The organism is Lysinibacillus sp. NPDC086135 (genome assembly GCF_044746345.1).
Classification (GTDB): domain Bacteria; phylum Bacillota; class Bacilli; order Bacillales_A; family Planococcaceae; genus Lysinibacillus.
The window spans coordinates 300,884-321,779 of record NZ_JBIVCA010000001.1; the positions used below are offsets into that span (position 1 = coordinate 300,884).

Consider the following 20,896-nt stretch of genomic DNA (forward strand, 5'->3'; position numbering starts at 1 on the left):
GGTACGGTTGGTATTGATGTTACTGAAGCCGAGTTATTAAACACGTCTACTTAGGGCAAAGTTGTAAACAAGTTGGCTACCTGTAATATTAAAAGTTCCCTAACATTGTATTTTTGAGTTAAAGGATTTTTTGATTCTAGAGGGATTTCCTAACCTTACTATAATTGTTAATATATTATCTTTTGGGGGCGTTGTTATGGATATATCAGATTTAAAAAGAGAACTGAACCTAGGCGATTTGGAATTTGAAAACTTGATTTCTAATTTAGGGTTAAAGGGATTAGAACAAATAGATGAATCTTTTGCTAAAGGTATAATAGAATCTTTTTTAAAAAAGAAACATTACCCTAATAAAAGTTCAGTAGAAGCTATCAAAATCTATGGTTTATTTAATAAATATGACTATCAATTAAACTTTGATTCAAGCATAAATATTTTTGTCGGTGAAAATGGGCATGGGAAAACAACGATAATAAAAATTATTGTAGCTGCTTTGAATAACGATATTAATACATTGAATCAGCTACCATTTGAAAAAATAGATATATATTATTTTGATAATGAAGTTGTTACTATTGAAAATACCCGTAAGGGAAAAAATGGGAAGAAATATTTCGAATATTTGGATTACGACTCTGAAAAATATTCTAATTATTTTATAGACTTAACAAAGTTAGATGAAAGTCTACTTAGGTTAAAGGGTATTTATTTGGCTTCAAAAAGTTTTAATAGAAATGAGTTAGTACCGTTAAATGAGTTTATTTATGAATTGAAACATTTATATGTAATAGAAAGAATTCCAAAAGTGCATTTTAATAGATGTTTGGTTAATTTATTAGAAAACCTAGAGAATGAGAAAGATAAGGAAATTAATGAAGAGGTAAAATACCTACCAACGTTTAGACGTGTGGAAGCTGAAATTAAGGAATTATATAATGAAGATTTTGAAGTTGAGAAACATATTAAAGGTGGTTCATTAAAATTTGGCTTAAGTGATGTTGAAGAGAAAATTCAAGCCCTTGTATTCAAACTTAAAGAACAGGCACATGAATTAAATGGAGAGTTAGCAAAAGAAGTTTTAACAGATTTATTAGAGAACAGACCATTAGAAATTTCAAATTCTGAAAGAGAGAAAATTACCTACAAAAAGATAAGTATTGTTACTGGAAGAATCGGAAAAGAAAAAATGAGAAGTGTAGAAAAATTATATGATTATTTTAACGTTCAAAATTCGATAGATTTAGAAAACAAGGGCTTTCTTGAGTATTATTTATATAAATTAGTGCGGATATACGAAAGACAAAGTGTAATTGATGAAAAAATAAAAAAATTTGTTGAAATTTGTAATAAATATTTAATTAATAAAGAGATTATTTTTGAGGAAACTATCCCAAAAGTTATAGTAGTAGATAAAGAAGATTCCACGTTAATAAAATTTAATGAGTTATCTTCAGGGGAGAAACAAATTTTATCAATTTTTTCCGAATTGTATTTAGAAGATAATAAGCCAATGATTTATATTATTGATGAACCAGAATTATCATTATCAATTCCTTGGCAAAAATACATTCTTGAAGATATATATAATTCGGGGAGAGTAAATCTATTAATAGCTACAACACATTCGCCATTTATTTTCAAAAATAAATTTAGTGAATTTGCCAAAGACTTAAGTAAATTTAGAGTAAGAAGAAAAGGCAATTAAAGGAGTGATTTAATGATTGTGGAGAATTTTGGAGAAACTACAACTTTAAATCCTCCTGATACAAATGATTATGTATCAACGATGGAAAGCGAAGTTGATGATTCAGTTGCGGTAATTTTTCAAGAAGCAGTACAAGCAAAAAATATGCATGGTATAGATAATACTTTATTTTGTTTTTATGAAGGTAATGATGATTTTAAATTTTATCCTAATAAAATTGAATCAATTCTATATGAGAAGAATATAGATAAGGGAATATATTCTAAGGGTTGTGGTTGTAGAGATAATGTAATAGATATTTGCACTAAACTTGCATTAGATTCTGAAGGAATAATTAATTCTTCTATGTTTTTTGTTGATAGGGATTTTCATAAATCTTCATCGTTAGGAGAACGTATTTATATAACACCTTGTTATTCTATTGAAAATTTATATGCAGAAACTAAAGTATTAGAATTATTTTTGCAGAATCATATTCGGATTGGTTCAAGGTCTATTGGAAAGGACTTTTATGACTATCAAGTATTATTGAATCATTTTGTAACAAAGTTAAATAAAGTATTAAATGATTTGTTATTAGTTAATGCGTGGTATTCATTTCAAATTAACAACAAAATTCCTAAAACAAGGGAACCTAAGTTATATAAACTGAAAGAACTAAAATCAATAAAGAATAAATTAGGTAAAGAATTTAAAGACATAACAATAGAGGATTTAAAATCTATAACACCAGGTTTTATTGAAGTTAATGAAGAAAAATTAGAGATAGAAAAAGAATATATTAAGCAAGATATTATAAAAAATTCTAGAGGTAAATATGTCGAAGAGATTCTTGTTGATATATATAGTTACATATTAAATGAATCTAATGAACCGAGATATTTGAATATTTCTAAAAGGTCTATATCAATAAATATTGGAATGAAAAATTTTAAATCAACATTAATAGGGCAAATAATAACCCCGCATTGTTTAAATTACTATATTATAGGGAGAATTACAGAAGTATAATTCATTTGTAGTAGAAACAGTTAATCTTGATTTAATGCTAATTTAATAAATAACTTCAGATAATATTGGTTTAATCAAATCGTTAATAATCGGAAGAAGTACTGCTATTTATAAATTGAAATTAATCATATTTTAGTTTAAAACATCCATATAAATAGACGTACGACTACGCAATTGATATCCGTGGTGTAACAATAATCGACGGCATGACATTAGGTTGGGCACGTATTCCATACAATGTATTAGAGGAAACTTCTGTACATATCGTTAACGAAGTAACAGGCGTTATCCGCGTACTATATGATATTACTTCTAACCACCAGCTACGATTGAGTAGGAATAGAACTTTATTCCTAAAGTGCTTAGAACGTTGTTAAAACATCGTTTGCAAGGTGTTTGTGAGAGTGATTTTATGTCACCCGCAACAACTTTATTTCAAAATAAGACTCTCTTTTATTCACACTATTTGTGAAAGAAAGGGGGTCTTTTTTTGTGAAAAAAATTTAAGACTAATTGATGATATTAAACTAAATCAACAAATACAAGGACGAAAACCGAGGTATAGAGATGTGTATTTGACGGCTTGCAGGGAGGCAAGAGTTTATGAAAAATGAGCTAGGCATAATGGAAGTAGAGGATGTTCAACCAATACACATTAAGAAGTATAAACAGCATAGACAGCAGCTAGGGAACGGAAAGCCTTCACCATCAATAACAATATTGCAATCCTAAAGGTGTTCTTCGATTATTTGATAGATGAAGAGTCCATTGATGAAATGGTCAATCCACTTAGAGGAATAAAGACTTGAAGGAAGAAACGTATTCTACTCTTTTAGGTTTAAGTGCTGAGATAGCGTAAAACTTTGAACGAATTGATTAGATAAAGAAAAATTAAGGGATTAGTAAAAGCGTATTTTTTTAAATTGTCAATCAAGGAGGAAGGGACATAGTGAAGAAATTGCTGAAGTTCTTTTAAGAACAGCATAAATAAATGAGTATACGATGAGTTTATAAAAATAAACAATTGGTATGTCAACACTAAACTGGACAAAAATTATAAGGGCTGTTGCTTGAATTCCACTGGTGTTAAATAGCCTAGTGTTCCGTGAATTCTAATGTTATTAAACCAATGAACATAATCATCAAGTTCAAGGACGAGCTGTTCAAGAGAAGAGAAATGAGCTCCGTTGGCGAATTCTGTTTTAAATACCTTAAACATTGCTTCAGCCACAGCGTTGTCATAAGGGCATCCTTTCATGCTTAGTGACCGTTGGATACCGAATGTTTCAAGACTCTCTGAAATTAGCTTGTTATCAAACTCTTTTCCACGGTCAGTATGAAACATTTTGACATCATTCAAATTGGCATGTATGCTCGCAATCGCTTGATACACAAGCTCTGCGGTTTTATTCGCTCCAGCGCTATGACCAATAATTTCACGATTAAAAAGGTCGACAAATAAGCATACATAGTGCCACTTTTTTCCGACACGAACGTATGTTAAATCGCTGACGATGACAGCCAACGGCTCTTCTTGCTCAAACTGACGCTGTAATTCATTTTTTACTGACGCTTCATTACATGTTGATTTATGCGGCTTATACTGTGCTACTGTATAGTTTGATACGAGTCCAAGATCTTTCATTAAACGACCAATTCGACGACGTGATACGTGTTTTGGCTTTGGTAATTTACACAGTTCTTTCTTAATTTTACGCGTACCATAATTATTACGGCTTTCTTTGAAAATACGGGCAATCTCTTTGGAAATCTCTTTATCTTCAGTTTTAAGCGTACGTTTATCACACAGATCTACATGATAGTAATACGTACTTTTGGGAATATTGAGGACGTCACACATTGCTGATACTGAATATTTGTGAGCGTTATTTCGAATCACATCTATTTTCGTCCCATGATCAGCGCCGCCTGCTTTAAAATATCGTTCTCCATCATTAATCGTTGATTTTCCTTACGTAATCGAGCCAGTTCATTTTCTTCTTCTGTTCGATTATCGTTGGCAGCGAAGGAGCCTGTTTCTTTATGATTTTTTATCCAACGATCTAACGCAGAAGGTGTAATATCATATTCTCTAGCAATGTCTGCACGAGATTTACCATTTTCATAAAGCTTCACTAATTGCAGTTTAAATTCGGGTGTAAAAGTTCGACGTTGACGTGTCATAGTAGCACGCTCCCTTTTTTTAATAGTCTTAGTTTACAACCCCTTATTTTATCTGTCCAACTTAGTGTAGCCTATCCACAATTGATTTAAAGAGATTGTGAGAATGGCTTATGAAACCGAATTTTAGATGTAATAATTATTATTTGGGTATTATCGTAACTTTATTGGAAACTGCCAGGCAGTAACATATAATTTATTTGAATGTAGATGGGGAGTATTTCCACATCTATAGTGTGAATAAATGAAAGAAAGGGATTAGTTAGCTCTATTTCCACATTATAAAAAATATTTCGATGCAATACGAAAAAGAATCGTATTGTTATATAATTCTATTAATGGGGGGTTAGTTATGTTTATTGCATTTAATTTTAATGAACTTAAAAATTTTAAGGCTATAATAAGTAGTGGTGTTTCTCAAACGAGTTACAGATTACGAGGTAAGAACCTTTTTGAAGCGGATAAAGTAAAGATAAAAGATACGATAGAAAAATACTATCTGGAAAGCGGACAAACTTTACTAGATGGAAATAAAATTATGGAAGAATGGTTTCCGTTAGTAGAGAGCGATATTTTTATATCTCATTCACATGCTGATATAGAAGAAATACATGAATTAGTGGGTTTTTTAAATATAGAATTTGGAATTAAAGCATTTATTGACTCAGCGGTATGGGGTTACGCTGATGAGTTATTGAAAATGATTGATGATAAACATTGCAAAAATAAAAAATTAGATACCTACAATTATAATAAAAGAAATATTACTACTAGCAACGTATATTTAATGTTAATAAATTCGCTTCAAAATATGATTGATAATACCGAATGTGTGATTTTTGTTCAAACGCCAAATTCAGTTAAAAAAATTACTGAGCAGTTTGAAGATAGTACTTATTCCCCTTGGATTTTTTCAGAGTTGAATATTGTAGAAAAGATTAGAATTAAGAAACCTATAAGAAATTATAAGTATAAGGTTCATATGAATTTTGAAAAAAGGGCAGAGGATAATGAAGAAGTATTATTAGAAAATGTTCAAGTTGTTTATAAAATTGATGAACAAATATCAAAATTAGAAAAGTTGAGCAATGACGATATAATGAAATGGAAGCGAATGAAAGTTAATAATCCTTCAGCTCAAAAAAATTTAGACAGATTATATTTATTAAAAGAGGTGTTCGTAAGTGAGTGATAGCGATAAACAAATCTTGCTACATAAGGAATTAGATTTAATACAATCATGCATAAATCGAATGGCCCAAAATTCTTTTACTATAAAAGGATGGTATTTTGCATTAATTATTGTTATATCGGCTTGGAAATTTAACAATCCTTTATTCTACGGTTGTACATTATTAGTAGCAACAGTTATTTTTTATGTGTTAAATTTACAATTTTATATTTATGAACGCAGGTTTAGAGAAGTCTATAGTAAAAGATTAAAATTAAGATGTGAAGACGACAACTACATAGATGAATTGTACAGCTTAAAACCTGGAACCGAACATTTTTCTTGTAATTTGTTTTTTAAAAAATATGTACTAAAAAATAAAATGCTTGTATTTATGTATTTTGGTATTTGTATATTATTGGTTACTTCGAATTTGCTAATGAATATTGAACAAAGGGGTACAGGTACAGTAAATTTAAAAGATGACAATATAGAAATTGAAATCAAAGGTCTAAAAAGCTTGTTGAATTCATTAGAGTAGATTAAAGAAAATCTTAATATTTAAAGGAGCAAAAGATGGAGATTGAAAAAGGAATAAAATATTTTGAAGAGGCTATAGCTGCATGTATAGAATATTGTAATTCAAATTTAACTGAAGCAGGACATTCAACTATAGATATTGCTTATGATATCGCAAGTGACAGTTCTGTTGGAGGAACTTCAAGTTATAACGGTGAAAAGTATTTAATAGAAATAAACTATGGAGTTTTAAAAAAAATTAACGATATCTACGCAATATTACTACATAAAAACAATGAGAGTTTTTATCAAAAAATTTCATTAGAACAAACATTTGATGATTACAAGGCTGATTTCTATTTGTCGCTTTTAGTTGAAGAGTCTTTAAAAATTGTAATTTTTCATGAATTGGCTCATGTTTTAAATGGTCATTTGAAATATTTGTATCAAAATAGCTCGGAAAAAGTGAATTTAAACTTAATAAATGAGGATAACAACGAATTAGAACCATTATTTTCTCAAGCTTTAGAAATGAATGCAGATGCATTTGCGGCTACACATTGTATTTCTATGTTAACATTTCCTAAAAGTATTTATATGCGCAATGAACAATGTCAGGGGCTAATTAAAAATAAATCTCATGCATATTTAATATTTTATATAGCTAGTGGCATTTTATTTTCGGAATTAGGAATGAGCAATCCTAGAGAATCTAAACCTCTAAATGAACTATATTATTTACCCTTGAGGACACGTTATGACACAATGATACGTTGTTCTACGAATGCTTATTTTAAATTAAATCCAGAGCAATCTAGTGATAGTGAGTTTTTAAACCATGAATTCTTGAGAGAAATGTCTTCAAATACTGAACTGTATCATTCTATGCTAAGAGTTAAACAGGGAGGTTCTAATTTAAATTTTGATATTAAAAATAACATTGAAGAAATAAGCGAAGAATATATTAACCATGCAGATGAAATTTTTAGGTACTGGAGTAATACTGTTAGAGAGCCATTACTTAAACATACTATATTCGATTTACCAAAATAGAATTAAAAATAATTCTTAGTAAAAATTCACTTACTATAAATCGAGGCTAGTTATTATTTTTATATCATGAAAATCCTATTCCCAAATCATCACATCTACTTTACAAAAGAAAATATAGTATTTTATTAGGATTTGGTAATTGCCCAATAATTATGGACAGAAAATCCTTCTGAACGTAGTAGACCCAGCAATAGTAACTCGTTCAGCATTTTCAAAACGCAGCATCTGTAGCAACTTTTTTCCTAACAACAGAGGTTGTAGCAGATATTCTAGAAGCAGCACCAGCAATGCCAGATATGAGCGGCATTGCTAGTATGCTAGGGATGATGTAATCCTTGTGTGTCAAGAGTTTCCCAAAATCTATGCAAGAATTAGCCGTGTGAAATAAGGTGAAAACTATAAAATTCAACACTTCTTTTAGCGAAGTAGTGTAGTTCAAAATTAATAAGTAAAACAACTACCACATCTCATGATTTCCAAAAATTATGAGATGTGTTTTTATATGCTGTTAAGGCTTGCTGGACTTTATTGTTGACAGACGATTTAGGAATACTAAAGAAATATTGAGAATTATAAGCAGTTACTAAATCCATTTATAGAGTATTGTCTTGCTAAAGGAATGATTAATGTGGAAGATGTAAGGTCTCCCGCCTTAGAGGGTACCTTGTAGAATGCCAAGAACGCGGTAATATACCGGGACAATAAACACTAAAATTATGCGTATTACAATTACCTTGTGGAAGAAAAGGCTATCACAGAAAATATCGCTCGTAAGGTAAAGATGCAGAAAGAAGATATAAAAATGGATGTGTTTTCGGATGAGCAAATCAAACAGATGCTTGCTTATTATCGCGGGTTAAGAAGGTGAGAGCATTCGTATTTCTCTTATTGAGGGAACTTACTAATTATCATGCTTGTATCGACTGGAATAAGTCATAATTGAGTCAAATTAAATAGTGACAACGTCAACATAAAAATAGTTAACTGTATTATACAGAGTGTCAATAATTGATTAACGATATTAGTACATCTAAAATTTCATATTGATTGTATGAAATTACTTTTTGATATGATAAAAATTGTTTGTTGGGTATGGGATAATGTTCAACAAGTATTTAATCCTTTATTTTCCGTTAAAAAGATAGAAAATTAATACTGTATTTCCCATTTTATATAGTATAATGGTATTGAATAGTTGCCTATAATTCCTTGCGAAATTATTTTGTTGTTGGTAACTACCAACGGGAAATACAAACCCCTCTGTGACAACGTAATGGCAATATCGCCATTCATATATCACGCGTATGTCATTCGCATAATGTGCTTGCATATGATAATCGATGACTGAGCGCAAGGGGATATGGCTATATTAGCCAGTTATGAAGAGTAGAAATCTTGTTTAGACAGTTTCAACCTTTAAAAAACCTAGTAAGTATATGCAAGGCGAAGGCCTTAATACTTATAGGAGGTAAAGTTAAATGAATTACATTAAACGCAAAGCTATTCAGTTGAAATCTTGGGTATTGGTAAGTATACGAGGAGACGATGGGAAAATTAGCTACGTTAAGACATTCTATTTCTTAGCTGGTTGGTTTGGGACACCTGCTTTTGTTGCTTTTTTGCTCGAAAAAGTTGTCTTGATTCTTAAGGGTCTTATCTTTGTTATTCCTTACGCTATCCACTTCATTGAAGGTCTAATTTCTGCTCTTTCTTATTCATTAAATAAGGAGGAGTTTTTTTATGGAGTTTAATAATAGTAAGTTATATGGGCTATCCAATAAAAAATTATTGGCAGATATATTAAATGTAGATAAAAAGAGATTGAAAAACGTTTCAATTGAGTTTGTACCATTTAAACTCCCCCCAGAACTTTCAACTATAAGTGGGAAGCAACGAGATTTATATAACCCCATTGAAGAACATAAAAAAGCTTTAAGAAAATTAGTTAAATTATTAATGCAAGTTAAGTTACCTTCTTATGTGTTTGGAGGGATTCAAGAAAGAAGTCATATACAAAATGCTTTTGTCCATAAACGGAATAAATATATAATGCTTATAGACATTCAGAACTTTTTTCCTTCTACTTTGGATTCCTATGTTTATGATTTATTTAAAAAGAAATTTCAAATGGCAGATGATTTAGCAAAAATATTAACGGATTTTGTTACAATTCAATGTGAGAAAAAAGAAGGTAGATACCTTCCTCAAGGTTATCCAACAAGTCCGATATTAAGCTATTTAGCATATGCAGATATGTATAATGAATTAGAGGCTTTAGCAGTAGAAAATGGCATGATTTTTAGTTGTTATTATGATGATTTAACTTTTTCTGCTAATAAATTTATTAGTAAATCTTTGAAACGTAAGTGTTCCCAAATAATAGAAAAATACCAATTTAAAATCCATCCAAAGAAATCAAAATTGATAGTGAAGAAAGGTGTAGAAGTAACAGGGGTATTTTTAGATGAGTTAGGAAATTTAAAAGCTCCTAAGAAACTATTAAATAAACTGCAAAAATCCTATGAAAAAGTTAAAGAGATGGATGAAAATCCTAGTGATTTTACTAAAATTAAATTTATAGATGAATTAAACCGACTACAAGGTTTAATAGCTGCTGTTAAGAGTATAGAAAATAGAAAAGTCGATTTGTTTTTAAATGAGTTAAAGTATATAAGGAGAAAGTATAATGTACCTTATAGAAAAAAGGATATGAAGAAATACTTTAAGACCGAGAATGCCAAATTAATACGTTAGTATTAATTTGGCTAGTATTGAAAGGATACATAATGCGATATAGAGTTGTTTGTAAAATCACAAGTTATCTCTAACGAATATAGTTAGAGGAAAAACAGTCTAACTATTGCAATATATGGGATACATATTGTGGAAATTCAAGGAGTGATAGTTAGTTTGAAAATAAAACGCTTTATCTTAAATGAATTGAAGACAAAAGCTATAAATAATAAAGTGTCTTCAACAATTGGTACAATTGATTTTAATGTATCTACAGACGAGCAAATTGAACGAGCTTTTTCATTAAGGGAGTTAGAGGATATTTTAATAGAAATAAATTCAATCGCACAGTTAAAGCATCGTAATGAAAAAAAGAATCTAGATACTAGAACTAGAAGTAAAGCTTTTTATAAAACAAAAAAACAGCTAAATGAGAAGGAAGTAAAGCTAGCGTTTAGAAAGCGAGTTTCGACTATATTTGGTGTAAATCTAAATTCACTAGAAGATAATGAGATTCAAGAAATATATTCGTTGAAACAACAAGCAGAATATATAAAACAAAAAAATCTATTATTAGAAGATGTTCAAGAGTTGGTGATATATGCAAATAATCGTGAAATACAATTGAAAAATTTTAATGAAGGATTAGATGAAACAAAAGAGCTTGAAGACTTATATAAGCAAGAGCAGTTAAAAAATAAAATATCTATTGCTTCAGAGATTTTTTATAATGCTAAGCAAAAAGGGATAGAAAAAATTCGTAAACCTGTGAGAATCGATTTTACTTTAGATGAAGAAGAAGATTTAGTACATAATTTTGATTTAGTTATGCTTGAGGGAATTCTTAAGGTAGTGAAGGACATGTCAAGTAAACAAACAGATTTTGTTAATGCATTGGACTATGTATATAAATATAAAGATGGAGATATAATCGAAGGAGGAAGATGCTTGGTATATTGGAATTCCGAAATTTTTGGATAAGTATATTAATCGGCAAATGACTGTTGAAGATGCATATTTAAAGGTTACCGAATTAATTAGTCTTGAAAAACGGGATTCTCCTAGATACATGGACTTAATGGAATACCGTATTGATTTGGGAACATATATATTTCGTGATAAAGAAATAGTAGAAGCTCGGAGCGATATTGAAGAATTTTCAGAATATGATTTTGCTGAATTTGTTCGAAAAACAGTAGAAGCAATTATTTTACCACATATCGAAGTCATGGAAATCATTGAAAATAAAAATGGGGAAATCCAATTTGTTGATGTTTGGCAACAAAACTTTTCAGAAGAATTAAAGCAGGAAGTTCGTCGACGTGATGGTTTTAAGTGTGCGGTGTGTGATGAAGAAACGTATTTGCATGTACATCACAAAATTCCACGAAAGTTAGGTGGACCAAATCATGCTGATAATCTTGTTACACTTTGTGCATCTTGTCACGGTGTTATTGAAACTGCTGATATAGAAAAGCTTTTCGTAAATGTATGAATAATTTTATGCGTAAGAAAGTTAGTATGCAGCAACCTGATTTAACTAAAGATATTTATCAACTGAAGCAAGAAGTAATAGAGGAATTGAATACACTTTTTATGAAAATTAGTCTCCGAGATGAAGCGCTTGCTGGAGATATTGTGCAAGTATTAAAGAAAATTGAGTATATTTTTGATTAGTATCTTAAGAAAATGAAGAAACTGGAAACTTGTATATTGGAAATCTAAATATACTTGCCTATTATCATAATGCTAATCAAGCATTTCAAACACTAAGTAAGGAGAAATTCTATTTTTAATGGAGTTTTGCTATATGAAATTGATTTTTAACTAAATGGAAATAGGTCTTTTTTAAGTACCCTGTTAAATTTATTTTTGGAAAAATATATAAATACGGTTGTTTTTGTGTGCATTTTAAAAAGTATTTACAAATATATCTGCTTTGTTTACTTTTTGTATTTCTATTCACATCTGTGGTGAGTTACAAAAGAAAAACTGTATAGTGTAATTCACCTGTAATTATAGTTAATTTATTACATTTAAAAGTGGGGATAAAAATGAGTGAATTTTTACTTATAGAAGACCTTAGGGAAGTTAAGCAAAATATGATTCAATTCAATAAAGATATAAAAGAAAATGAAGAAATGAGGAGAAGATTCTTTTCTCATTTTAGACAATGGTATTACATTAAAGAGTTAGATATCTTTGCTCCCAGTAAATATATTGGGTATAAAAATATGAATGCTTACAAGTATAACAATAAGGATAGTAAGGGAGCAGATGGAAGGAAAACTGAAGCTATATTGAGAAAATGGTTTGAGAAAAAGGATATGCCAGAACTATTAGAAGAATTGCAAGAGAGAATGAATGAGTATGGAAAAGTTAAAATAAATTCAGAGATACATATTTTGAAAGAGGAAATTGAACAAATCGAGTATGAACTAATATTAAATAAAAAAAATAATAGTGAAGGAATTCCAGCGATTAGACTTTTACCGATGTCTGAAGATGACCCTGAGTTTGGTCAGAAATCAATAGAGGACTTGCAAGAATGGTTTAATGATGAACTTCCATATAGAGTATATAATTTTAAAAGGGGAATGGTTACTCCTCCAGGAACTTTAGTGTTATTTCAGTATAAAGGGTGTGTAATAGCTTCAGCTATTCTTGAGGAAAAGGTATTGTATGAAGAGAGAACAGAGGGAGGATATAGAGGGGCATACAATTTTATTCCGTCATCCATAGCTGTATTTACACCAATTAAACCTAATGAACTAAAAAGTGTTTGGGATAAGTTTAAAGGATTTAATCAATCCTTCCAAAAGTTGGACGTTAATCAGTTCAATTCTTTTTGTAGACTTTTATTAAACAAAAAAATTAGATATGTTCTTGAAGAAAATCAAGATGAAGAATATTTTCAAGAAGAAATTGAGAGAACAGAAATTGATTCCTCTATTGTAGTTGAAGATATACCTAGAGAACCAATAAAAGGTAAATACAACCATTCTCTAACAACTAAATGGAAGAGAAACCACGTTACCTCTAAAAAAGCAATTGTTTTAGCTGGCTTTAAGTGTGAGTATGACAATTCCCATATGTTTTTTAAATCATCCACAACGGGTGAAAATTATGTGGAAGCACATCATTTAATTCCAATGGAATTTCAAAAGCAATTTGGAAAGAGTTTAGATGTTGAAGCAAATATCATTTCTTTATGTGCTTTATGTCACAAAAAAGTACATCACTCAACAATGGAAGAAAAAAAAACAATTCTTAAGAGTATATTTTTAGAAAGAAGAAATAGGCTAGAAAAGTGTGAAATAAGTATTGAACTCGAGGATTTAATAACTATGTATAAATAAAATCAAGTTTTGGAGCCTTTAAAAGTTCTTTTTAATATTTGTGAGAAATATAGAGGATTATTAAAAATATTCAGGGTGAAATTGTGAATGAGAATTAAGTGAGAAAGAAGACTCCCTAGTGATTTTTACTATAAAGATAAGAGATAGAGTAAATATTGATAAGCAGAGTTTGGGAAAAAAGTCAGGAAAGAACTTGATTAATTTGAGAAACGCGTGATGTGCGATTTAGTATATGTACTTTCAATGGGAGAGATATGATGATAATATGATATTAAAGATGATTTCGGTCCGAGTTCGTAAATTGAACGAATCCCACCTTGAGAAGAAAAGACCTTTTAACCCGCACCATTACCGCTTTTGTAGATGATAAAGTAGTGGAGCCACTATAGAGGCTGTCGGGGGTTCGAATCCCTCCTGGGACGTCTATTACAAATTAAAGGTTGATTTTCAACCGAAATGAAAAGCGCTTGAAACCTTATGAATACTGGGTTTTGAGCGTTTTTTGTTTTTTAGATATTTTGAGAATCGCATTAAATAACATATAAAATTTAAATTAGGTAAACAAAATGTAAACATGGTGAACAAATAAAATTAAGATGAATAAAAGTTAATTGCAATTTCTTCATGCTGTTCTTCCATTTCTTTTAATACATGTGAATAATGAACAAACGTTGTCTGAATATCTGAATGTCCTAAGCGTTTGGAAACAGAATGAATGTTAGCACCTTTATAGATTAAGACACTTGCATGGGTATGACGTAAACCATGGAATGAAATTTGCTCGATTTCTAATGCGTCTAATGTTTTTCGCAATAATTTATTAGCACCTTCATTTGTAACTGTTTTAATTGATGACTGTCTATAAAAAACTAAATTATTTTCATTTTCAGGAAGAGCTAATATCAGCTTTTTAAATTCATTCATAACTTTCTTATCTATGGAAATTTTTCTTTCTGATTGTTCATTCTTTAATGGTCCGAAACCAGTTCCTCTTTTATAGTCCCATGCTCTGTAAACCTTAATTTGGTTCTTTTTAAAATCGAAACAATCTATAGTTACTCCAGCTAATTCACCAAAGCGAAGACCTGATACTAGTCCTAACAATGATAGGTACTCGTGGAAGGCGACAACCGTTTAAATAATTCATTATATAATTTAACACTATCATTATAATTCAAATGCTTATCTTCACTCTTTTTAGCGTTTAATTCCACTTTACGAGTGAAGTCTATCGTTATATATCCTTCCTCAATAGCATCTCTTACACAAGCTCAAATGTGTGTATTGAGCTTCCTAACAGTCTCCCTTGATTTACCTTTACCATATTCATTTAAAAATATTTGGTAATCTGCTCGGGTTATCTTTTGAATAGGTTTATCTTTGAAATATTCCAAATCCATTTACAAAGTATATCGAGATGTTTATGACGGTTGATGGATGCGAAGTAAGTATAATCATGCCTTACGATTTCGAATGGATTCAACAGTATTTAAATGAGGGCTGGATTGAGAGAGGAGTTTGGGATTTAGATGAACGCAAAAATGCTTGAGAAGCATAACAGTTTATAAATGTCAATACCAATATGTACATTTTTGCTCGTTTAAAGATGTACAAAATCACTCGTTTTCCGCGGATAAATGATGCTTTAATCTGTATGAATCACCCACGATTGTGACAACGCTTGCGTGATGTAAAATACGATCTAAAATCGCATTCGCTAATTTCGGTTCAGGAAAAATTTCATCCCATGATTTGAAGTTCACATTCGTTGTGAAAATCGTGCTACGTTTTTCATAACGTGCATCAATGAGCTGGAAAAACAGTTTCGCATCCTCTGGATCAATTGGTAAATAACCAATTTCATCAATGATTAATAATTTATATTTCGTATAATGTTTTAAACGGCTCTCTAAGCGGTTTTCTAAACGGGCTTTCTTTAGATTCTGAATTAAATCATGACACTTAATAAAATAAGTACTTGTTCGCTTTTTAGCTGCCGTAATGCCGATTGCTGTGGCCAGGTGGGTCTTACCGACACCACTTGGACCAAGGAATACAATATTCTCATTTTCTTCGATGAAACGAAGGCTTTGAAAATCGAGTATTTGTTGTTGGCTAATGCTTGGCTGAAAATCAAAGTTAAAGTCCTTTATCTCCTTTAAATGTGGAAACGCAGCGACTTTCACCATCGCATGAATCATATTATGCTCACGTACATCGATTTCATAGTTTGTCAATTTTATAAGTGTATCGATAAAAGAAAGTTCATTTTTAATACTAAAGTCGATGACTTCATTCAAATGGATGCCCATTTGCTTTAATTTTAAATACGCTAAGTTTTGCTGTAGTTGCTGATAATTTGTACTCATTAATGAATTCATTTATACATTTCTCCAATCGCTGCTAAATTCCGTTTCGCTAAATCGTTAATATCAGGGTATTCAGGCATTGCCTTTGTCATCAATTCACGATAATGCGCCTCTTGATAATTTAGTTTTGCTTCACTTATTTTGTGTTGCGCGATTAATTCCATGTTATAATAAATCCATAATTGATCATCATACACTTGTAGTCCTGCTTTTTTTCCTTGATACCCCGGTGGTACGGAGTATTGATTGGACTTGTAGGAAATCATGCTCGATGCATTGACTTTTACCAGTGTATAATCAATCTTGTAGGAATCTCTTACTCGTTCAGTTGGTAGCTGGAGTAATTGATTCTTTTCTTTTTGCCATTCTAAAATCGGGATTTTATTGGTCCCTTGATGAACTTCATGGTTAATACGATTACATAGTTTTTCAATATAGGCTTGTAATTCAACTATAGTAAACTTCCCTTGATAGGCATGGATTTCATCCAATAACTTCATCGTTGTCTCAACTTTTCCTTTTGTTCGTGGACGACCTGCTACATAAGGCTTCACCTTAAATCCGAAATCTCTCGCAAATTGCGTAAACTTCGTATTCACTTTTCCCGCAAAATGTTCTGTTCGTGCTTCATCCATCACGGTTTTCATATTGTCAGTAATGAGTTCTTCTGGTACACCACCCATTTTTTCAAACGTATCAGTTAAGAAAGAAAATAAAACTGCCTGCGATTTGGAAATACTCATGTAGAAGAACCGCATACGCGAATAGCTCAGCACTAACACGGCTACATTAATCTCCACCTGTTCACCATCACTTGTTTCATAAACAATACTTTCTTTCCAATCCAACTGTGCTTGTTTGCCCATACGTGTTTCATAACGAATACCGCTATGCAAAGAAGATAAGCGTTCATCTTTCTCAAAGTAAGCCTTAAATTCTGGTGTATTGGCAATATAGGTACGGAATGTAGATTGTCCACACTCTAAACCATGGTTGTCTTTTAAATACTGCCAAAGATTGCGTCGATAATAAAATACCTGCTTAGAATCTTCTGATAAGAGGCTGGCAATAATCGGATAAAACTCATCAATTTTAGATGGCTTATTCCGCTTTGTTTTTGGTATAAAGCCATTTAGATATTTATCGATTGTTCGTCGATCTACTCCCATATCCCTTGCTAATTTACTTTTATTAATCTTCATGTTTAAACGCTCCATTACTTGTTTAAAATTTGCTAAATCTGAAAGACTATTAATTTTAAATTCTGTCTCAATCTCAAATTGAATATGCATACTAACACCTCGGTATTAGTATGAAATGAAAGAGCATTTTTGTACATAGTTATTCAAGCAGGAATGTACATATTTAAATTAGCATTTATAAACAGTTAATGTAATTGAGGCTATTGGGAAGAAGCTTTAATGAACAATTTAAGGAAAAAAACAATAAAGGGTCACCAAGCTGGGAAGGCGACCCTTAAATCGGAAATACTAATACCCTGTATTCATCATGAATGTAGCGCCAACAATAATTAAAAGAATAAATAGAACAACAATTAAGGCAAATGCAGATCCATTACCATATCCGCCACCAGAGTTGCCGCAGTTATTAATGCCACCAACATTTCCACCATAGTATCCCATAAGAAACACCTCCTTTCTACAATATATAATATGTTAGCGGTAGAGAAGGAGTATGGTTGAAAAACCATTCAGCTATGGGCATTAAAAAATATATATTTTTGAGAGATAAGACCATAAAAAAAGGGCCACTTGGGATGGAGTGACCCTTAGTAAAATAGATCGGGAGGTGTAAGGCTAAATTAGCTTTACCTTACTATTATTATGATGTGATAGCTATGTTTGTATAGTGAAATGCCTGTGAAATAGATTAAAATTAGAAGTTTAGCTTTAATTAAATAAACAAACAAGGTAGGTGTTGATAAAATGAGAATGAGAAATTTAGAAATATCTAGAAATGGTATGTTGAAGGAATCATGGGTGGTATCGTTAACTGTAATTTAAACAGTCGAGTAGGTTTCAACGGCATCATTAGAAAAATTTATTATTTAATGCTAGTCGGCTCAGTGTATTTACTGTCGCTAGTTATTCGAGGTATCACAGTACGCAGGTGATGGGGCAGCCATTGCATTCTGTGTACTCGAATTTATTTCTATCACGGAAAACAGTACAAAGATGGGCTTGCCAATGCAAATTTTATTAAAGAACTTTTAGCAATTGTAAAGGATAAAACAGGGGAAGGTGAAACGAAATGAGTACAAGCGTAACTACTACATGTCGGAATCTTGCCGAACTATTACCAGCTGCACAAACGGCTTGTAGATTACTATTCCAAGCGTGTTATAAAGCTGGCATTAAGAACATCTTCATTACTGAAACATACCGCTCACAAGAACCCCAAAACTACCTATATGCACAAGGACGAACACGACCAGGGCAAATTGTTACATGGACTTTAAACAGTAATCACAAGTCGCGTTTAGCGTGGAATATCGCTGTTGGCCCTCCACAATCATTGTATGATGTAACAACTTTAAAACGGATTGGTGTTATCGCTCGTAAGTTAGGAATTACATGGGGCGGTGATTGGGTAGGTAGTATTGACCGACCTCACTTTGAAGTTAAATCATCTTGGAAGATGCCTAAAGGCTATAAATTAGAAGGACAAGTAATCGTACGAAGCAACAGCAAATTGCAAGTTCAATTAATTGTGGAAGACAAAAAAGAGGAAATCAAAATGACAAATTGGAATCAAGGTTCACCAACTATGCAAACAGAAGCTGAAAACGATATCGCAAAGGCTGCAAAGGCTGGTAATATCCAAGTAAAGGATTTGCAAAGTGGAGCAATGATGACGGATCGTTTGATTGGATTGTATATTACGATTCAACAAAGACGTAGTAAATAAGCAATGAGGACCAGCAAAGCTAATTTAGCCGAGCTAGTCTTATTACTTATTGCATAATACTAAAGTGACAATTTAGTGAAAATTATTATATAAGAATCAAACGAAATAAAATATAAATTTCAAGTGTTTTGATGATAAGTTCACTAAAAATGTTACTTTTTTATTAGAAAAAATATTTATAACGCCAAAAAGTGGCGGTGTAAGCGGCGTGATTTGGCGCATTTTTAAAATAGTTAATTGAACACCGCCAAAAAATAGCGGAGAGAACGCCAAATATTGGCGTGTGAATTTAATTGAAATACTATTTCCAGGAATGATAGGATAATAGTTACTCGAGGGTACTAATATGCTATAGTAAAAAATATTTACATAGATTAGGATGAAAAACATGAAAAAATTTAAAAAATTAGTTCTTTGTTCTGCATTAGCGTTATCTACATTAGGGATAGTTTCAGTTTCGGAAACAGAACAAGCATCTGCAGTAAATAGTTATTGGTCGGATAAATGTAAGAATGACGACTTGTGCATGAATTTGAATTATATGAGTATGAGAGTAGGTACAGAAAATGGCTGGGCTCATACTAAGGTAGAGATAATATCAGGTGCAGCTTCAGGTTTAGCTACTGTAACTTCTGATGGTAAAAAAGTTAAAGCATTGAAACCTGGGGAAGTTGTTGCTAAAATGTACGATAGAACTGGTGTTGAAACTGGCAAATATACTATGTATGTACTGACACTTAAATAAGTAATATAAAATTTTTTAATTAAAAAACCAGGCGCTCATTAAAATGTGAGTACCTGGTCTTTTTATGTTTAGTATTCTCTTACTTCGAATGAAGCAATCTTATCATGTACGATATACTCAGTTACTTTTTTATAAGGAGAAATTGTTTTTGAAAATTTGAATGTTGAAGTACCTTGTGTACTATCAAACCAATTCAAATAATCATTTAATACTTTATTAGTAACGTCATACTCTTTTGTTATACCGTTTATCAAAGTGATACTCAGAATAGCACTTGAAAATTCATTGATTGGTTTTTTTACAATCACTGTACTAGAGGCTACAATATCGGTGTTTTCAATTTTTGCAGTAATAATTGCTTCACCTTCGTGAATAGCGGTTACATTACCATTTTGATCTACAGTTGCAATTGAATCATCACTAGATGACCAAATTACTTTTGCTGTATCTGGAGTGACTGTGGCAGTTAGCTTTTCTGAGCCACCTTCAAATAATTCTAGATTATTTTTGTCTAATGAAATAGATTCTCCACTAGGAATCTCGTTTTCTGATAATAAAGTTCCGTCAACATCAATGGCGTCTAGTACTAAATAAGTCGTATTCGAGTTTTCTTTTTTCTCAATTTTAACATGATGTAATTTGTTTTCTAAATTCAATTTTTCGTATGTAACTATATGATTGTCTCCTAATGGGTTATTACTATAGTCTGAGTAATTTTCTTTTTCTCCGTCTATAGTAATATAATTTATAGAATCTCTATTATTTGTCATTGTATTAATGATTCTTAAATCTGTGCCGACAAAATAAAACTCTATAGATGAATTAACCACATTTGAATGAGATTCTGTATTATTGTATCTAGGACTTGTAGAGGTAACATGTCTCCATGATCCCTCATATTTAATGGCAGGGTTCGTGTTATCGTACCTTTTCCATCCTTCTTCTGGCTGTGGTAAATGTTCTCCGATAGAAGCTGCATTAACTTCAATTGAATTATTCGTAAACAAAGACAAACTAAACATAGAAATAGCTAAAATTAAAATTGAAAAATATTTCTTCATGATTTATCCTCCTAATCAAAAAATTTCTTTTAATAACCTACAATAACAACTTTAACCATGC

General features: G+C 31.1%; 23 protein-coding genes and 1 pseudogene. 18 read left to right on the plus strand and 6 right to left on the minus strand.

Features of this window, described 5'->3' with window-relative positions; all coding sequences use genetic code 11:
• The first annotated feature begins 196 nt into the window (after nucleotides 1-196).
• From ACIPKN_RS01540 to ACIPKN_RS01555, 4 genes and pseudogenes are all read left to right on the plus strand, one after another.
• Entirely contained in the window at nucleotides 197-1,705 is a 1,509-nt protein-coding gene (locus ACIPKN_RS01540) for an AAA family ATPase (RefSeq protein ID WP_400932754.1), read from the plus strand.
• Nucleotides 1,706-1,717: 12 nt separating this feature from the next.
• A complete protein-coding gene (locus tag ACIPKN_RS01545; RefSeq protein ID WP_400932756.1) occupies nucleotides 1,718-2,716 on the plus strand; it encodes a DUF4435 domain-containing protein in 999 nt (332 codons plus the stop codon).
• Between the two features lie 158 nt (nucleotides 2,717-2,874).
• Nucleotides 2,875-3,053, plus strand: a pseudogene (locus ACIPKN_RS01550) (GMP synthase (glutamine-hydrolyzing)); the annotation flags it as partial.
• Between the two features lie 266 nt (nucleotides 3,054-3,319).
• Nucleotides 3,320-3,448, plus strand: coding sequence for a hypothetical protein (locus ACIPKN_RS01555; protein WP_400932758.1), 129 nt, complete (start codon nucleotides 3,320-3,322; stop codon nucleotides 3,446-3,448).
• A 322-nt stretch (nucleotides 3,449-3,770) separates the two neighbouring features.
• Here ACIPKN_RS01555 and ACIPKN_RS01560 read toward each other — a convergent pair.
• A protein-coding gene (locus tag ACIPKN_RS01560; protein ID WP_400932760.1) for an IS3 family transposase occupies nucleotides 3,771-4,900 on the minus strand; the annotation gives its coding sequence in 2 pieces (ribosomal slippage) (nucleotides 3,771-4,621 and nucleotides 4,621-4,900; 1,131 coding nt in all).
• Nucleotides 4,901-5,249: 349 nt separating this feature from the next.
• Here ACIPKN_RS01560 and ACIPKN_RS01565 point away from each other — a divergent pair.
• The 9 genes from ACIPKN_RS01565 (at nucleotide 5,250) to ACIPKN_RS01605 (ending at nucleotide 13,732) form a co-directional block, all read left to right on the plus strand.
• Complete coding sequence (locus ACIPKN_RS01565; protein ID WP_400932762.1) at nucleotides 5,250-6,089, plus strand: hypothetical protein; 840 nt, start codon at nucleotides 5,250-5,252, stop codon at nucleotides 6,087-6,089.
• Nucleotides 6,082-6,609 carry a hypothetical protein gene (locus ACIPKN_RS01570; RefSeq protein WP_400932764.1) on the plus strand — a complete coding sequence of 176 codons (528 nt, stop codon included), beginning with the start codon at nucleotides 6,082-6,084 and terminating at the stop codon, nucleotides 6,607-6,609. Before ACIPKN_RS01565 ends, ACIPKN_RS01570 begins: the two co-directional genes overlap by 8 nt.
• A 35-nt stretch (nucleotides 6,610-6,644) precedes the next feature.
• Nucleotides 6,645-7,640, plus strand: coding sequence for a hypothetical protein (locus ACIPKN_RS01575; protein ID WP_400932766.1), 996 nt, complete (start codon nucleotides 6,645-6,647; stop codon nucleotides 7,638-7,640).
• A 1,478-nt stretch (nucleotides 7,641-9,118) separates the two neighbouring features.
• Entirely contained in the window at nucleotides 9,119-9,391 is a 273-nt protein-coding gene (locus ACIPKN_RS01580) for a hypothetical protein (RefSeq protein ID WP_400932768.1), read from the plus strand.
• Nucleotides 9,381-10,394, plus strand: coding sequence for a reverse transcriptase family protein (locus ACIPKN_RS01585; protein WP_400932770.1), 1,014 nt, complete (start codon nucleotides 9,381-9,383; stop codon nucleotides 10,392-10,394). Before ACIPKN_RS01580 ends, ACIPKN_RS01585 begins: the two co-directional genes overlap by 11 nt.
• A 129-nt stretch (nucleotides 10,395-10,523) precedes the next feature.
• Nucleotides 10,524-11,354 (plus strand): hypothetical protein, encoded by an 831-nt coding sequence (locus tag ACIPKN_RS01590; RefSeq protein WP_400932772.1) that lies wholly within the window; start codon nucleotides 10,524-10,526, stop codon nucleotides 11,352-11,354.
• Nucleotides 11,347-11,868: an HNH endonuclease gene (locus ACIPKN_RS01595; RefSeq protein ID WP_400932774.1), complete on the plus strand. Its 522-nt coding sequence runs from the start codon at nucleotides 11,347-11,349 to the stop codon at nucleotides 11,866-11,868. The genes ACIPKN_RS01590 and ACIPKN_RS01595 overlap by 8 nt, the downstream gene beginning before the upstream one ends.
• A gap of 8 nt (nucleotides 11,869-11,876) precedes the next feature.
• A complete protein-coding gene (locus tag ACIPKN_RS01600; protein ID WP_400932776.1) occupies nucleotides 11,877-12,050 on the plus strand; it encodes a hypothetical protein in 174 nt (57 codons plus the stop codon).
• A 377-nt stretch (nucleotides 12,051-12,427) separates the two neighbouring features.
• Nucleotides 12,428-13,732, plus strand: coding sequence for an HNH endonuclease (locus ACIPKN_RS01605; protein WP_400932778.1), 1,305 nt, complete (start codon nucleotides 12,428-12,430; stop codon nucleotides 13,730-13,732).
• A 591-nt stretch (nucleotides 13,733-14,323) separates the two neighbouring features.
• Here ACIPKN_RS01605 and ACIPKN_RS01610 read toward each other — a convergent pair.
• The gene (locus ACIPKN_RS01610; protein ID WP_400932780.1) at nucleotides 14,324-14,836 is read right to left on the minus strand and encodes a site-specific integrase; all 513 of its coding nucleotides are present in this window, start codon (nucleotides 14,834-14,836) and stop codon (nucleotides 14,324-14,326) included.
• A 319-nt stretch (nucleotides 14,837-15,155) separates the two neighbouring features.
• Between ACIPKN_RS01610 and ACIPKN_RS01615 the strand changes: the two genes are divergently transcribed.
• Nucleotides 15,156-15,281, plus strand: coding sequence for a hypothetical protein (locus ACIPKN_RS01615; RefSeq protein ID WP_400932782.1), 126 nt, complete (start codon nucleotides 15,156-15,158; stop codon nucleotides 15,279-15,281).
• A gap of 67 nt (nucleotides 15,282-15,348) precedes the next feature.
• On the opposite strand, the gene istB is transcribed toward ACIPKN_RS01615, so the two are convergent.
• The 3 genes from istB to ACIPKN_RS01630 form a co-directional block, all read right to left on the minus strand.
• Nucleotides 15,349-16,101, minus strand: a complete 753-nt coding sequence (istB, locus tag ACIPKN_RS01620) for an IS21-like element helper ATPase IstB (RefSeq protein ID WP_400933163.1) — start codon at nucleotides 16,099-16,101, stop codon at nucleotides 15,349-15,351.
• 8 nt (nucleotides 16,102-16,109) lie between these two features.
• Entirely contained in the window at nucleotides 16,110-17,393 is a 1,284-nt protein-coding gene (gene istA, locus ACIPKN_RS01625) for an IS21 family transposase (RefSeq protein ID WP_400932784.1), read from the minus strand.
• Between the two features lie 198 nt (nucleotides 17,394-17,591).
• Nucleotides 17,592-17,744 (minus strand): YjcZ family sporulation protein, encoded by a 153-nt coding sequence (locus ACIPKN_RS01630; RefSeq protein ID WP_142511102.1) that lies wholly within the window; start codon nucleotides 17,742-17,744, stop codon nucleotides 17,592-17,594.
• A gap of 350 nt (nucleotides 17,745-18,094) precedes the next feature.
• Here ACIPKN_RS01630 and ACIPKN_RS01635 point away from each other — a divergent pair, with 350 nt between their 5' ends.
• From ACIPKN_RS01635 to ACIPKN_RS01650, 4 genes are all read left to right on the plus strand, one after another.
• The gene (locus tag ACIPKN_RS01635; RefSeq protein ID WP_400933165.1) at nucleotides 18,095-18,235 is read left to right on the plus strand and encodes a phage holin family protein; all 141 of its coding nucleotides are present in this window, start codon (nucleotides 18,095-18,097) and stop codon (nucleotides 18,233-18,235) included.
• Nucleotides 18,236-18,245: 10 nt separating this feature from the next.
• Nucleotides 18,246-18,335, plus strand: coding sequence for a phage holin family protein (locus ACIPKN_RS01640; RefSeq protein ID WP_483869514.1), 90 nt, complete (start codon nucleotides 18,246-18,248; stop codon nucleotides 18,333-18,335).
• Nucleotides 18,336-18,372: 37 nt separating this feature from the next.
• Nucleotides 18,373-19,029 (plus strand): M15 family metallopeptidase, encoded by a 657-nt coding sequence (locus ACIPKN_RS01645; RefSeq protein ID WP_400932787.1) that lies wholly within the window; start codon nucleotides 18,373-18,375, stop codon nucleotides 19,027-19,029.
• A 388-nt stretch (nucleotides 19,030-19,417) separates the two neighbouring features.
• Nucleotides 19,418-19,774 carry a BLB8/JUQZ-1 family protein gene (locus ACIPKN_RS01650; RefSeq protein WP_400932789.1) on the plus strand — a complete coding sequence of 119 codons (357 nt, stop codon included), beginning with the start codon at nucleotides 19,418-19,420 and terminating at the stop codon, nucleotides 19,772-19,774.
• A gap of 68 nt (nucleotides 19,775-19,842) precedes the next feature.
• On the opposite strand, the gene ACIPKN_RS01655 is transcribed toward ACIPKN_RS01650, so the two are convergent.
• Entirely contained in the window at nucleotides 19,843-20,835 is a 993-nt protein-coding gene (locus ACIPKN_RS01655) for an Ig-like domain-containing protein (RefSeq protein WP_400932792.1), read from the minus strand.
• Nucleotides 20,836-20,896 lie beyond the last annotated feature (61 nt).